The sequence below is a fragment of the Oceanobacter sp. 4_MG-2023 genome (assembly GCF_030689165.1).
In the GTDB taxonomy this organism is placed as follows: Bacteria; Pseudomonadota; Gammaproteobacteria; order Pseudomonadales; family Oceanobacteraceae; genus Oceanobacter.
In genome coordinates this window covers 1-14,197 of sequence record NZ_JAUYVV010000009.1, presented here as the reverse complement: position 1 = coordinate 14,197, position 14,197 = coordinate 1, and the positions used below count along the sequence as shown (strand labels likewise).

Annotated in this window: 7 protein-coding genes; 5 read left to right on the top strand and 2 right to left on the bottom strand. The window is 57.0% G+C overall.

What is annotated here, in order from left to right; all coding sequences use genetic code 11:
• The first annotated feature begins 137 nt into the window (after window positions 1-137).
• From Q8W24_RS08330 to pta, 5 genes are all read left to right on the top strand, one after another.
• Window positions 138-5,258 carry an alpha-2-macroglobulin gene (locus Q8W24_RS08330; RefSeq protein WP_305475013.1) on the top strand — a complete coding sequence of 1,707 codons (5,121 nt, stop codon included), beginning with the start codon at window positions 138-140 and terminating at the stop codon, window positions 5,256-5,258.
• Window positions 5,251-7,722, top strand: a complete 2,472-nt coding sequence (pbpC, locus tag Q8W24_RS08325; protein WP_305475012.1) for a penicillin-binding protein 1C — start codon at window positions 5,251-5,253, stop codon at window positions 7,720-7,722. The genes Q8W24_RS08330 and pbpC overlap by 8 nt, the downstream gene beginning before the upstream one ends.
• A gap of 173 nt (window positions 7,723-7,895) precedes the next feature.
• A complete protein-coding gene (locus Q8W24_RS08320) occupies window positions 7,896-8,900 on the top strand; it encodes a methylated-DNA--[protein]-cysteine S-methyltransferase (RefSeq protein ID WP_305475011.1) in 1,005 nt (334 codons plus the stop codon).
• A gap of 149 nt (window positions 8,901-9,049) precedes the next feature.
• Window positions 9,050-10,231 carry an acetate/propionate family kinase gene (locus tag Q8W24_RS08315; RefSeq protein ID WP_303433499.1) on the top strand — a complete coding sequence of 394 codons (1,182 nt, stop codon included), beginning with the start codon at window positions 9,050-9,052 and terminating at the stop codon, window positions 10,229-10,231.
• Complete coding sequence (gene pta / locus Q8W24_RS08310; protein WP_305415439.1) at window positions 10,228-12,279, top strand: phosphate acetyltransferase; 2,052 nt, start codon at window positions 10,228-10,230, stop codon at window positions 12,277-12,279. Before Q8W24_RS08315 ends, pta begins: the two co-directional genes overlap by 4 nt.
• Window positions 12,280-12,299: 20 nt before the next feature.
• Here pta and Q8W24_RS08305 read toward each other — a convergent pair whose 3' ends face one another.
• Both Q8W24_RS08305 and Q8W24_RS08300 read right to left on the bottom strand, forming a co-directional pair.
• Window positions 12,300-12,836 (bottom strand): DUF924 family protein, encoded by a 537-nt coding sequence (locus Q8W24_RS08305; protein ID WP_303433503.1) that lies wholly within the window; start codon window positions 12,834-12,836, stop codon window positions 12,300-12,302.
• Between the two features lie 90 nt (window positions 12,837-12,926).
• A complete protein-coding gene (locus tag Q8W24_RS08300; protein ID WP_305415440.1) occupies window positions 12,927-14,051 on the bottom strand; it encodes a putative zinc-binding metallopeptidase in 1,125 nt (374 codons plus the stop codon).
• Between the last annotated feature and the right edge of the window lie 146 nt (window positions 14,052-14,197).

Below are 14,197 nucleotides of genomic sequence, written 5' to 3'. Positions count from 1 at the left end.
GATGAAACGACCGGGAAAAGAAAAGGGCGACATTCTATCGGCCCTGCGCCCTTTTAGCCAGCTGGTGTGATGGTGTCACTGGCTACCCACATGCAAATATGGCTTAATTCCGCCCCATTATTTTTGGGGGAAGGGAAATGTCCAACAGGTTACTGCGCAAGGCTTGCGCTCATCTCGCGCTGACTGGCCTATTGGCTGTCATCACAGTCACCGGCGGTTGTACTCAATCGGAACCAGAAACAGATAATGCTGCTGTGCGTGAAACCTCTGCGCCGGCACAAGCAGCCGCCGCTGCAGAGACGCTCCCGGCGGCCCCAACGGCAACCGCTGACTCGACTTCTGACTCGACTTCTGACTCGACTTCTGACTCGACTTCTGACTCGACTTCTGACTCGACTTCTGACTCGACTTCTGACTCGACTTCTGGCGTTGAGTCCGCCAACGCCATACCAACCGATGATATTCAACAACGTTACGACGGTATACCGCTCTCGGTCGTGCGTATCAGTGAAGCCAGTTACGACGGCGGCAGCACGGTACATATCCAGTTCTCCGTACCACTGGACGACCGTCAGGCATTCGATGAATATATCAACGTCAACAGCTCCAAAAGCAAAAGCTGGGTGCTGTCGGATGATCGCCGCATTTTGTACATGCTGGGTGCCGAGCCAGAAACCCAATACAAGCTGACCGTCAGCGCCGGTTTGAAAGGCATCAACGGCTCAGTATTAAACAGCAGCAGCAAGGCAACCGTTAACACCCAGGCAGCTCCCGCCAGTCTGGCGTTTGCCAGCGATGGCCGGGTATTGGCCTTCAGCAGCCAGCAAGGCTTGCCGGTTATTACCCAAAACGTCCCTGAAGCCAATGTCAGTTTTTTCCGCATGCAGGATGACCAACTGCATCAGGCCGGTCTCTATCTTGGTAAAAACATCCGCTCATCCAGCTGGACCCGACAGTATCTGTCACAGGTGGCCGAGCTGAAATATGAAGGCCGTTTCAAGCTGACCGACGAACAAAACCGCCGCCGCCAGATCAACCTGCCTATTGGTGATATTCCCGAGCTGGCGGCACCGGGTGTCTACCTGGTCGTGATGAATATCCCCGGCACCTTTGATTCCCAACAAGCGACCACGTATTACAGCCTGACTGATCTCGGCTTGCACCTGCATCAATACGCCAATCAATCAGAACTGCTGGTGCAAAGCCTGGAAACCACCCAGCCAATTGCCAATGCCAAGGTGGAACTGCTGTCCAGGGATGGCTCCGCCGTCCGGCTGGGTACAACCAACCAGAGCGGCCAACTGAGTATTCGTAACACCTTGCTTCATGGTCGTAATTCCAACAGTACCGCACTGGTGGTGCGCAAAGGAAAATCGGTCAGTCTGTTGCCGCTGAAAACCAGTGCCATTGACCTGTCGGATTTTCATTTCAGCCAACGCTCCCCCCATCAGCAGGAGCTGTTTATTTACAGCCCCCGTGATTTGTATCGAGGAGGCGAAACCGCGGAGTTTTCCGCCTTGCTGCGCGGCCAGGATGGCGAAAAAATTCGTCAGCCCAAACTCAAGGCCCTTGTCACACGCCCCGACGGCCAACAAGTCAAAACCCTGACGCTTTCACCGTCCACCTCCGGTTATTACCATTGGTCACTACCGCTGGCCGCTGATGCCATGACCGGCGACTGGCAGGTCAGTATCCGCTTGCCCGACAACACCACCAGCCGCTATCGCTTCAAAGTCGAAGACTTTATGCCGGAACGACTGAAAATCAGCTGGCACCCGGAAGCGACTCAGAGCGATGCCAACCTGCACCACGGTAACAGCAATCTGACCGTGCCACTGTTGGGCGAGTATCTGTACGGTGCTCCAGCAGCAGGGAATCGACTGCAGGCAGCACTGGATATCCAACCCGAGTTACACCCGTTTGAACGCTGGTCCGACTACGTCTTTGGCAACGCTGCCGAAACCGACTGGAATAACCAGCAACAGCTTGAACACACGCTGGATGCACAAGGAAAAGTGGATCTCGCCATTACCAACAGCTGGTCAGCGTCGCCCACACCGATGGCCATCACCATTACCGCCAGTCTGTTTGAAAGCGGTGGCCGACCAGTCGTACGGCGGCAAAAAGAAATCTGGCTACCTCACTCGCCATTGGTGGGGGTTCGCCCACTGTTTGATGATCGTGCCCCTTCCAATGGCCTGGCCCATTTTGAACTGCTGATGACTGATGGCAGCGACCAGCTCTTGGCCGCCCGTCAGGTCAAGGTACGCTTGATCAATACCAACCCGGATCACGACTGGCGTTACAGCAGCGACCGGGGTTGGTACTACGAACAAAAAGAGCGCACCACTGTTGAACTGACCCTGGCGGTGGATCTATCGGCCAATCAGCCAACTCCGGTTGCCGTCCCTGTCGACTGGGGCAGTTATCGACTGGAAGTCGAAAACCCGGACAGCGGCCAGACCGCCGTACTGGAATTCCAGTCCGGCTATAGCTGGTATGGCAGACAAGATGGCAATGCGCGTCCCCGCCAGGTAACGCTGAACTGGGACAAGAGTGGTTATCAGGGCGGGGATGTTGCACGCCTGGCCATTACCCCACCCTCTGCAGCGGAACAGTCACCACAAGCGACCTCTCAGGCGCTGGTGATGGTCGAAGCCGACCAATTGTTATGGCTCAAGCGCGTCGACCTCAGTAGTCAGGGAGGTCATGTTGATATCCCGATCGACCCGAGCTGGAAACGCCATGATATTTACGTCAGCGTGTTGCACCTGCAACCGGCCGACAGCCAGAAACGTATTACCCCCACCCGCGCCATTGGCCTGATTCACCTGCCTCTGGATCGCAGTGACCGCCAACTGACGATTGAGTCCAACGTCCCTGAACGCTGGCTGCCAGACCGCACCGTCAACGTCGAGTTACAGGTCAGCCAGCAACAGCAAGCGCCCAAACAAGCCTGGGTGACACTGGCTGCGGTCGATGTTGGTGTGTTATCAATCTCTCGTTTCGACACCCCCGATCCGTTCAGCTTTTTCTTTGAACCACGTCGCTACAGTGTTGATATGTTCGATATCTATAGCCAGGTGATCGACTTCAACAACAGCCAACCGGCGACGCTCAACTTTGGTGGTGATGCCGCCATGGCCCGAGGCGGTGACATGGCCCGTTCACAAGTACAAATCGTGTCGTTGTTTTCCGGCAAGGTCGACGTCGTTAATGGGGTTGCCAATATTCCGCTGCAGCTACCCGACTTCAACGGCCGTCTGCGGCTGATGGCCGTGGCCTTTACCGACGATGCTTTTGGTCATATGGAACAGGAAGTCACGGTGGCCGCCCCCATTGTGACCCAGCTATCGATGCCACGGTTTGCCGGTATGGATGACGATGCCCATATCGCTCTCGACGTCACCAACCTGAGTGGCCAACCCCAGACCCTGACCGTCACCCCCAGTGCCTTTGGCCCGGTCGAATTTGAGGCCGAGCCACGTACCCTGACGCTGGCCAACCAACAAAAACAGACGCTGCGTTATCCATTCCGGGCAACCTATCCGGAAACCATCTCACTGGGCGAAATTGAATTCCGTATGCAAGTCACAGGGCTACCGGAATACCCCATCGACCGCCGCTGGACCCTGATCAGCCGCCCGACGTTACCGGCCTACTCCGAATTTATCCGGGGCCGTCTCAGCAGCAATGAACAACTGCAATTGACTGCCGGGCAACTGCACGGCATGGACAGCCGCTACCTCTCCACCCGGCTGACACTGGACCCCCAGGTAAACCTCAATCCACACCGTCAACTCGACCAGCTGCTGCATTACCCCTATGGCTGCCTGGAGCAATCAGTGTCCAGCAGCTATCCCTGGTTGTTTGTCGAACAACAGCAAATCGATGCCCTGAACGACAGGCACGCCAGCAGCATCTCCCGTGAACAGGCAATGGCAGCCGGCATTCAGCGCATTATCAAAAAAATGCTCAGCAGCGGTGGTTTCAGCCTTTGGTCATCCAGTGATGCCTACGAACAACACTGGCTCACCGCCTACGCGACCCAGTTTCTGGTTGACGCCAAAAACCGTGGTTTTGATGTCGATCAGGAAATCATCGACAAAGCGCTGACGCGTCTGCACGACTACATTCGTGGTCGCGGCCATAACACCGAACGCTGGAACGAAGACAGCACGCTGTACCGCTTTATCTATCGCTCCTATGCCGCGTATGTACTGGCCCAGCAGCAACGCATCACCCTGACCGATGTCCGCTCACTCAGTAACGCCCAGCCCGTCAACGCCACCCCGTTGGCACTGGTGCATCTGGCCCTGGCAGCCCAACAGCTCGGCGACAAGGCACTGGCAACACAGCTGCTGCAACAGGCCCGACAAGCACAACGACCAGAAAACCTCTACATCGGCGACTACGGCTCTGCCATCCGGGATCAGGCCGCCATGGCGGCGCTGCTGATGGCCAACAACCTCGATACCGAGTGGGCAGATGACCTGCTGTTCTCGCTGGAAGCCAGTCTGCGCAGCCGCCGCTACCTCAGTACCCAGGAGCGTATTCAACTGCTGCGTGCGTCACACCAGCAAGCGCAGCAATCATCACAACAAGGCAACCACTGGCAAGCCAACCTGAGTTATGCCGATGTCAGCCATGACCTGACCGGCCAACAGATGCAGCACTTCAACTCCGGTGACGCGGGCGTATTGGCAGGATTAACCCTCACCAACACCGGCACCGAGACATTCAGTGCCGAGCTGCTGGTGCAAGGCTACCGTGAGCTGAACCAATCCAGGAGCTCTCACAATATTGATATCCAGCGCCGCTACTATCATCAGGACGGTCAACCCATCGCCCTTACCGATCAGCCTCTGACTCTGGCTACCGGAGATTTGATGCTGGTGGAGTTACAGATCAGCAGCACACAATATCGCCCGGATCTGTTGGCCGTCGATCTGTTACCTGCGGGCCTGGAGCTGGAGAACCAGAACCTGCTCGACAGCCTGTCGGTAGCCAAAATCAAGATCGATGGCACCTCAGTTGCCGACTGGACGGAGAACAACGGTGTGATCCATCAGGAATACCGTGACGACCGCTTTGTCGCCGCCCTGGAAACCGGCGACCATCGCAGCGCGCGGGTGTTTTATCTGGTACGTGCTGTCACCCCCGGCAAATACCGTATTCCCGGCCCGTTGCTGGAAGATATGTACGATCCGGAAGCCCGCTCGGTGGGAGCCAATACACACTGGCTGATCATTGAGTAAACCATCAATCGCCAAACGCCGGGCCAGGCCCCGGCAGCACGAGCGCCAACACCGGCAGCAGCCTGAACAACCAACCGGGTTACGATGGGTCATATGGCTGGGAGCCGGTACGGCTCTCCTGATCCTGCTGGCACTGCTGCTGAACTGGCGTTATCCACTGCAACTGCCGGAGCACAATCAACAAGCGTTTTCCCGTGTGGTGGTTGATCGTCATGGCCGCACCCTGCGCGCCTTTCCCGACGCCCAGGGGGTCTGGCGCTTGCCAGTCACTCTCGACCAGATTGCCCCCGACTATCTGGCCGCGGTATTGCACTACGAAGATCGCTGGTTTTACCACCATCCCGGTATCAATCCATTCGCCATCGCCCGTGCTGCGTGGCAAAACCTGCAATGTGGCTGTGTGGTATCGGGAGGCTCCACTCTGACCATGCAGGTCGCACGGCGTTTGTATCCGCACCACCGCAACCTCAGTGGCAAACTGCAGCAGGCATTACGGGCCTTGCAACTGGAATGGCAACTGGGCAAAGAAGAAATTCTTACTCTCTATCTGAATTATGTTCCGATGGGCGGCGTGATCGAGGGAGTCGAAGCGGCTGCCCAGATGTATCTCGACAAACCCGCCGCTGAACTGTCGTTATCAGAATCTGCCTTGCTGGCGGTATTGCCCCAAGCGCCCAGTCGACTGCGCCCTGATCGCCACCCACAAAGAGCACGGGCCGCCCGGGATAAAGTACTCCGGCGCCTGCTGCGTTTTGAGGCCATCAGCCCGCACGCCTATCAACAGGCGCTGCTGGACCCGGTCTTTGCGCGCCAACCCGACACCCCGCAACAAGCTCCCTTGCTGGCTCGCCATCTGATTCAGCGTTATCCGCAACAACCGCTGATTCACACCACTCTGGACGGCGACCTGCAACGGGAAATCAGCCGTCAGTTACAGCGCGATATCCAGCTATTCCCCCGCCATCACTCCGCCGCCGTGCTGGTGGTACACAACCCCAGTCATGAAATCCGCGTTTACAGTGGCACTGCCGACTTTGGCAACCCGCAACGACTGGGGCATGTGGATATGGTGCAAGCCATTCGTTCCCCTGGCTCAACGTTAAAGCCTTTTATTTATGGTCTGGCGCTGGATCAAGGGCTGATTCATGGTGCCAGTTTGCTAACCGATGCCCCCCGGCTGCGCCAGGCCTATCAGCCGGGTAACTTCTCGGCCGGTTTTTCCGGGCCGGTCTCACCGCCACGGGCCTTGAACTACTCTCTCAACCTGCCAGCGGTACAGGTGCTGGAAGCATTAACCCCGGCACGTTTTTATGCTGCCCTCAGCAATGCCGGTTTCCATTACCAACTCCCCGATGCTGCCCGCCCGAATCTGTCGCTGGCACTGGGCGGTGGTGGCGTCAGCCTGTGGCAACTGGTCATGCTCTACAGCTCGCTGATGAATCAGGGCCAGGTGTTTCCGTTACAACCCTTGCTATCGGCAGCACATACACACTCATTGCCTTCCCGCCCAGCGATAAACACCCGGCCCATTGCTCCTCCCAACCGTGGCCGCCAGCTACTCAGCCCGGAAGCCGCCTGGGTCACCGCCGACTGGCTACGTAACCCGCTCCCCAACCGCACCCGCAGTGTCGACGTGATCCAGCCCCGCACCTTCGGTTGGAAAACCGGCACCAGCTATGGCTTTCGCGACAGCTGGGCCATTGGTATCACCCCGGAGTACACCGTCGGCGTCTGGTTTGGGCGCCCGGATGGCACGCCGTCACCCGGCTATTTCGGGGCCGTTACCGCCATGCCTGCGCTGCAACGTATCATGACCATGATCGATCGCCGGCCACGCTGGCCGGAACCGCCTCCGCCAGTACAGGCCATCGACGCCTGCTGGCCACTGGGCCGTCTGCTCAGCAACACCCCTGACGACCAGTGCCACCGCACGGTAACGGGCTGGAGTATTCGCCAACTGGTGCCACCAACCTTGCCAGACAGCGCCAATCCCGGTGCTCCCAACCCTCTGCCCGTTCTGGTCAACCAACATGGCCAACGCGTCAACGCTCACTGCGACCGCAGCGGCACCCCAACCCGCTTACAATCATTAGCCCTGTGGCCAATCATGCTGGAATCCTGGATTCCCGCCTCGCAGCGTCTCAGCCAACAACTCCCATCACCGGCACCTGGCTGTGAATCATCTTTACGACTCGAACGCCAGCTGCAAATCACAGGGATAGAACCCGGCGAACATATCCGCGCCAGCCAAAACAACCCGGCCGGGGAACATGTACTCCCCAGCCTTACCCTCAGCGCGAATGGCGGCGTTGGCACCCGCAGTTGGTATATCAATGGTGAATACCGTGGCAGCAGCACCGAACAGCAGCCATTGACCCTGTCTTTACGCCACGCTGGCGCGCAACAAATCGTCTTGATTGATAACGAAGGTAACAGCGATCGTATAACGGTTTATGCGGATTAGTGGCGTGGCGCCAAAGACAAACGTTTGCAGGCAGCGCAACTGACGATCAGGCACAAGCTGTCAGACACAAACTATCAGAGACAAGCTGTCAGGCATCGAGAGCCACAATCGGGTCGCTGCCACTCAGACAGCCGGGTATCCTGAAGGTTGATACCACTACCCGACTGATTGTCATGAGCAACTCACCAGCGTTTTCTCTGCTACAACAGCGCTCTGTTCAACCTGCCACCCAACGCTCTGCCCAGGGTACCGAGCCATACGCTGGCGAGCAGCAAAGCCGTGATTTTCACCGTATTGCCGCCGCGATCGATTATCTGCAGCAGCATGTAACGGAACAGCCAACCCTTGATGCCCTGGCGGCGTATCTACAGCTCAGCCCAGGTTATTGTCTGAAACTGTTCCAGCGCTGGGCGGGAGTATCGCCCAAACGTTTTTTGCAGACACTCACCACCGAACAGGCAAAACCCTTGCTGCTCGATCATCACAGTCTGCTGGATACCAGCCTGGCACTGGGGTTAAGCAGTCCATCCCGTCTTTACGATCATTTTGTTGCCATCGAGGCTGTGACACCCGGTGATTTCAAACGCATGGGAGCAGAGCTGCAGATCCGTTATGGCCGTGGTTTTACACTGTTTGGCGAGGCGTTTATCGCCTGGACCGACCGCGGGATCTGCCAGCTGACGTTTCTTACGACAACGCCAATGGCTACCGGCCAGCACCCGACCGCTGCCGATCACCATGCGGCCTTTGAGCGTTTATCGGGCAGCTGGCCTAACGCGCAGCTAGTGGCAGACACTCACGCTGCCAGCCGTCTTCTCGATTATGTGTTTCAACCATTACAAACGCAGACGTTATCGCAGCAGCAACCGGTTCCGCTCTTGCTGCGTGGTACCAATTTTCAGGTCAGTGTCTGGCGCGCATTACTGGAAACTGGCAGTGGGTCACGTACCACTTACGGTGCGCTGGCGGCAGCGCTGGGTAATCCCAACGCCAGCCGTGCCGTGGGCGGGGCGGTGGGGGCCAATCCGGTGGCCTGGTTGATCCCGTGTCACCGGGTGATCCAGGCCAGTGGTGCCATCGGCGGTTATCGCTGGGGAGTCCAGCGTAAAGCGGCCATGCTGGCCCGGGAGTCTTGTTACATGGCAGATACCCACCCCGCCACGGCGCCTAACCGGTAACAAAAACAAACACACGTCACTGCCAACCTGTGTAATGAATGTAAGAAATACAGCACAGCCTGTTACTAATCAATTTTTAAACGTCAAGCATGACTCATCATGTTGGCTTGAATCACCCTATTGATCTCACTCATCATCAAGGACAGCGAATGAAACAGCCTATATTGGTTATCAACTGCGGCAGCTCATCCATCAAGTTTGCCCTGTTTCCCGAAGATCACTGCCCCAAAACCACCTTCACCGGTGTTGCCGAACGACTGGGCGAAGATGAACCCCATTTGATTCTCCACGGCGACCCCGAAGTACGCATCGACCTGCCACCTGGCTCTGGCCACAAGGAAGGCATGCAGGCCTTTATCGAGGCCACGCGGAGCAAACTCCACGACCTGGCCGGTGTTGGCCACCGGGTGGTTCATGGCGGCGAACGTTTTCACAGCAGCATTGTGCTGAATGCCGATAACGTCGCCGAACTGGAAACCTTGTCGCCGCTGGCACCACTGCATAATCCGATGAACCTGGTCGGTATCCATTTATGCAAAGAGCTGTTTCCGTCTGCCCCGCAAGTGGCTGTATTTGATACGGCGTTTCATCAGAGTATTCCAGAGCAAACCTGGCTCTACGGCACGCCATATGAGTGGTATCAAAACGCCGGGGTACGCCGTTATGGGTTTCATGGCACCAGCTATCGCTACATTCTTGAGCAAGCCAGCCAGCGCCTGGCCAGACCGGCCGAATCACTTAATTTACTGATCAGTCACCTGGGCAATGGCTGCAGTGTATGTGCCGTCCGGGATGGGCAATCGGTTGATACCAGCATGGGGCTGACACCGCTGGAAGGGGTGGTGATGGGCACCCGCTGCGGTAATATCGATCCGGGGCTGGCCCAGCATATGCTGGATCATTCGGATCTGGATATGACAGCAATTATGACAACGCTGAATAAACACAGCGGCCTCAAAGGGTTGTCTGGTATCGGTAACGATATGCGGGTGTTGCTCGAATCCGAAGCCGAAGGCCATGAAGGTGCCCAACGGGCAATCAATGTCTTCACCTTCCGTATTGCCCGCGAACTTGCCGCCCTTTCCTGCTCTTTGCCACATATTGATGCGGTGATTTTTACCGGTGGTATCGGTGAGCATGCCAGTGATATTCGCCAGCGTATTCTGGCCCAGTGGCTCAGCATGCCATTCCGGCTCGATGAACAGCTGAACCAGCAGCACGGCGACCAGCAAGGCCGTATCAGCCAGCCAGACAGCCCGCTGGTGATGGTGATTCCCACCTCTGAAGAAACCATGATTGCCAATGACACACGGGAGTTGATCAGCCAATGATTCATCTGCTTATTGTCCCTACCGGCATCGATGCCGGTCTGACCAGTATCAGCCTGGGCCTGTTACATGCGCTGGATACCCTGGGCGTTAAAACCGCGTTTCTGAAACCCGTTGCTCCCGCATCTCACGAGCCAGAACGCTCCACTACGCTGGTGCGCTCGGTGCTGGGGTTAACAACTCCGGATTCCATGACTCTGGATACAGTACAGCAGCGTATCAATACCGGGCAGACCGACCGGGTATTGGAAGATGTGGTGGCCCTGCATGCCAAGGCCTGCCAGCAGCAGCCGGATGTGGTGGTGATCGAAGGTGTTGTCCCCGACCGCACCGAGCCATACACCGCCCGGCTGAATGTTGATATGGCCAAAGCCCTGGGAGCGGATGTCTTGCTGGTACTCAGTGGCCACCATCACAGCGGCGACCAGATTGAGCACGAGCTGCAATTACAATCCGGCCTGTTCCGTGTTGCCGATGTCAATGTGGTGGGGCATATCATCAACAAGGCGGATAGCAGCCATCAGGTCAGTATTGATGCCAAACTCCCTCCTTGCTTTGGCCGTATTCCCTGGAACCCGGAGCTGACGCAGCCGCGCAGCCGTGATGTCTGCCATGCCATCGGTGCCAGCCTGTTGAATGAAGGTGAACTCAGCCAGCGTCGGGTTGCCCGTATTCTGCTTGGGGCCGGTTCCCTGAGCCACACCTTGCCGCAATTACAGCCAGATACTCTGCTGGTGACTCCCGCAGACCGCGACGATCTGATCCTGGCAGCCTCCATGGTCAGTCTTGCCGGAACGCCCCTGGCTGGCCTGCTGCTGACCGACCTGGGAGGTGACAGTCTGCCCGGCGAGCCGATCCAGCAAGCCTGTCGCAGCGCCTGGGCCGGAGGTCTGCCGGTCATGACCAGTACAGAGAACCTGACCTTGATTGCCACGCGTCTGCAGCAACTCAGCCGTCAGGTGCCGGTCGATGATGTCGAGCGGGTATCACGCATCATGGCCAGCGTCGCAGCAGAACTGGATACCGAGGCTCTGATCAAGACCCTTGGTGCCCCTCACGCCACCCGACTCAGCCCTGCTGCCTTCCGCTATTCGCTGGTGCAAAAAGCCATCGCCGCCAATCGATGTATTGTATTGCCGGAAGGTAATGAACCGCGCACCATCGAGGCCGCCATTGAATGCCAGAAGCGCGGTATCGCCCGCTGTATTCTGCTCGGAGAACCGGAAGCAATCCGTCAATCGGCCGAGGTACGAGGGTTGGTGCTACCGGAGGATCTGCAGTTGTTGCCGCCACAAAGCCTGCGGGAACAATACGCCGATGCCATGGTTGAACTGCGCAAGCACAAACAGCTGACCCGGGCTTGCGCACTCGCTGAACTGGAAGACAACGTGGTGCTCGCCACCATGATGCTGCAGTGCCAGGACGTTGATGGGCTGGTCTCTGGTGCCGTGCATACCACCGCCAATACCATTCGCCCGGCGTTGCAGCTGATTCGCACCGCACCGGGTGCCAGACTGGTGTCGTCCGTGTTTTTTATGGGGTTGCCGGATCAGGTGCTGGTATACGGCGATTGTGCCGTTAACCCGGACCCGAATGCCGAAGAGTTGGCGGATATTGCCATCCAGAGTGCCGACTCTGCGGCCGCCATGGGTATTGAACCCAGAGTTGCCATGATCAGCTACAGCACCGGAGCTTCTGGCAGTGGTAACGATGTCGAGAAGGTACGGCAAGCAACTGCGCTGGTAAAACAGCGGCGGGCCGATATTCTGGTGGACGGGCCATTACAGTACGATGCAGCCACAACCCCGGCGGTCGCCAAAAGCAAGGCTCCGGACAGTCTGGTAGCAGGCAAGGCGACGGTGCTGATTTTCCCGGATCTGAATACCGGCAACACCACCTACAAGGCTGTTCAGCGCAGTGCCCGGGTGATCAGTATTGGCCCTATGCTGCAAGGGCTGGCCAAGCCGGTCAATGACTTGTCTCGAGGTGCAACGGTTGAGGATATTATCTATACCATTGCTCTAACGGCCATTCAGGCGACACAAATCTGACCGCAGGACCAGCAGCCCGGCTAAAAAGACGAGCCGGGCTGCTGTAAAAACAAGGACTCAGCCTCGGTCGATTCTCGCCCCAGCACCGCATTACGATGCGGATAGCGCCCAAACCGCTCGATAATCTCCCGATGGCGGCGCTCGAACAACAGTGTATTTTCGATACCGTTTTGCGCAAACAAGCGCCCACCTTCGTCATGCACCCGCAAGGATTCACTGTGCATAAACGGCATATAAAGGAAGTTGCGTTGTATTGTGTTCAGCTCCAGATCAGCCCGTTGCTGGACCGCCTCCTGAGCCATGACCAGTGCCATGCCATCCTGGGCAAAGGCACGTGGACTGTCCCGAAACAGATTGCGGGAAAACTGGTCCAGCACAATCACTTCGGCCAGTCGGCCATGAGGCTCGCGACGCCAGTGCCATAATTCTCCGGCACAGGCCCGTTGGTGCACGACTGCGAATTGTTGCCGAATCTGCTCATCAAACGCGGCATTTTTAGCAAACCACTGCGTTGGTTCTGTCTCCTCAAACCAGAAATCAATGACTTCCCAAAACATCCTGTTATACCTCCCGGTGGGTTGAATATTCGTGGTCTTGCTTTGGATGCCTTTACGGCCTTGCGGTTCCTGTGTTTGCAGTGCCTGAATTCACACACTGCCAGACCGGGTAACTGTCACCTGTGGCGTTGCCTGCCGCCAGTGCCATAATAATTCGTGAATAAAAGCCAGCTTGGCGACCACGGCATCCGATAACACAAAGGGGTACACGTCCGGCTGCCCCATGCTGCGATTCAGACTGTTCACCGCATAGGTCACTGGTAAACACACATCGAGAATAGTGCCAAAATCCTGCTGCAAATAAGGGTCAAAGGTTGCCTCGGTGCTCAGCAGTGATTCCCCGGATGGCGATTCGTCCACCGCAGGGGCCAGCGATAACCCGAACGCAAAAGCGGTTTCCAGCATATCAATCAGATGCAGGTAGTGCGCCCAGCTCTCGGCCCAGTCTTCCCATGGGTGTGAGGTCGCATAGGCGCTGATAAACTGCTGGCGCCATGAAGCCGGAGCACCTTCCTGGTAATAACGCGCCATGGACTCACCGTAGTTCGCCCGTTCATCGCCAAAACAGCTGCGAAAACGAGCCAGTACCTCATCATCTGGCTGCACCAGCAGCTCCCAATAATAATGGCCAATTTCGTGACGAAAATGACCGATCAGGGTGCGATAGGACTCATCCATATCTTCCCTCATCTGTTCCCGCTCGACGTTATCCGCTTCGTTGATATTGATCGTCACCAGCCCTTCGGCATGGCCAGTGGTCGCCGCCACTCCTTCTGGCAAGTGCCCGTCTTCATCCACAAAATCAAATGCCAGGCCACTGTCGGGTTGATCCAGCTTGCTGGCCAGCGGCAAATGAAAACGGTACAAGCTGTACACCAGCCGGTGTTTGGCCACTTCCAGCGCTCGCCAGGCCTCGTGATGACTGCTATCGGATAAGTTGGGAATATGCCGGTTCAGACGACAGGCGGAACACAATTCGTCCGGATCGTCCGCTGCAATCAACCAGTTACACACATCTTGTTGATGGTTTTCACAATACCGCCAAGAAGCACTTGGCATTGCGGTCGTTTCCCAGATATCTTTCTGAGTGGTAGCCACCAGCGGTACCAGCTGCTCCAGTTCGGGCAGATATCCCAATGGACTCTTGCAACGTTCACAGCGTGTATTCTCAAAATACAGAACATGCTGGCACTTCGAGCATTGAAACAGTTTCATGGATAATTCCTGACAACCCTGGTGGAAAACCGGTTGATCCGTTGATTATTATCGATGCCGTCCCTACAAGGGACATCTATTTAATCCTGCACGGCTCTGCGCGAGTGTTGCCGTTGTTCAGGGCAAGGCGACGAATGCAGCGAAAT

Bases quoted from the DNA above. Each gene is read 5' to 3' on its own strand.
- Q8W24_RS08330 (WP_305475013.1), top strand. From the start codon at position 138: ATGTCCAACAGGTTACTGCGCAAGGCTTGCGCTCATCTCGCGCTGACT.
- Q8W24_RS08320 (WP_305475011.1), top strand. From the start codon at position 7,896: ATGAGCAACTCACCAGCGTTTTCTCTGCTACAACAGCGCTCTGTTCAA.
- Q8W24_RS08315 (WP_303433499.1), top strand. From the start codon at position 9,050: ATGAAACAGCCTATATTGGTTATCAACTGCGGCAGCTCATCCATCAAG.
- pta (WP_305415439.1), top strand. From the start codon at position 10,228: ATGATTCATCTGCTTATTGTCCCTACCGGCATCGATGCCGGTCTGACC.
- Q8W24_RS08305 (WP_303433503.1), bottom strand. From the start codon at position 12,836: ATGTTTTGGGAAGTCATTGATTTCTGGTTTGAGGAGACAGAACCAACG.
- Q8W24_RS08300 (WP_305415440.1), bottom strand. From the start codon at position 14,051: ATGAAACTGTTTCAATGCTCGAAGTGCCAGCATGTTCTGTATTTTGAG.